1 protein-coding gene is annotated in these 1,041 nt (G+C 58.2%); it reads left to right on the top strand.

Features of this window, described 5'->3' with window-relative positions:
- A partial coding sequence (locus NKI29_RS33350) for a porin (RefSeq protein ID WP_352798696.1) occupies window positions 1-933 on the top strand: 933 nt, incomplete at its 5' end.
- Window positions 934-1,041: the final 108 nt, after the last annotated feature.

Raw genomic sequence — 1,041 nt, 5'->3', positions numbered from 1 at the left:
TCCTACGACGGGGCGCGGACCCACGACGTCCAAGACGGCAGCGACCAGGGCACCTGGCGCAAGAACGCCCGCTTTGACCTAAGGACTTGGACCGGCCAGGAAACCGAACTCGGTACTTTGAAGACATACACCGAGACCAAATTCAATTTCGGTAACCGCAACGCCTATTCGGGTCCTGACAGTCCCCAGAACTATGCCTTCAACAAGGGCATCACACTGAACTTCGCCTGGATCCAGCTTGGTGGCCTGCGCGTCGGTAAGGACGAATCGGCCTTCGATACGTTTATCGGCTATGCCGGCAACGTCATCAACGATACGCTCGTTCCCTACGGCGATTTTGACACCAACGTCGTGCAGTACTACTTCGACGCAGGCAATGGCTTCTCCGCCGTGGTATCGCTCGAAGAGGGTTCTGGCGTCGTCGGCACGATCGACAGCTACGTTCCGCATCTTGTCGGCGGCGTGAAGTACACGCAGGGCTGGGGCGCCATCAGCGGCGTCGTGGCTTACGACAGCAACTACGAAGAGGTAGCCGGCAAGGTCCGCTTGGATGTGAACGCCACCAACGAACTGTCGCTGTTCATTATGGCTGGCTATGGGACCGACGACAACCTAACCGATGGGACCTACGCTATTCCTGCCGGCGGTCGCGGCTTCTACAAGCAGTGGGGTGGCAACTGGGCCGTCTGGGGCGGCGGCACCTACAAGTTCAACGAGAAGACCTCTTTCAACCTTCAGGCGGCGTATGACGAGTGGAAGAACCTCGGCATTGCTGCCAATGTCGCCTACGATATCGTTCCTGGTCTGACGATCACGGCCGAAGTCGACTATCTCCACGCTGGCAAGTTCGGGGATGTGGACTTCTCTAACTGGACCAATGCCGACAAGAAGAACAGCGTCGGCGGTCTGCTCCGCTTCCAGCGCTCGTTCTGAGGATTGAAGAGCCCGTTGCCGCGTTCGGAGCGGTAACTGCGAGCCTAATTTGCGGCCGAACCATTGTGGTGAGGCTTGTAGAGGTTTCGGCGAATTGCTTGATCACGG

It is taken from the genome of Mesorhizobium sp. M0678 (genome assembly GCF_040320505.1).
GTDB lineage: Bacteria > Pseudomonadota > Alphaproteobacteria > Rhizobiales > Rhizobiaceae > Mesorhizobium.
This window is presented reverse-complemented; position numbering and strand designations above follow the sequence as displayed.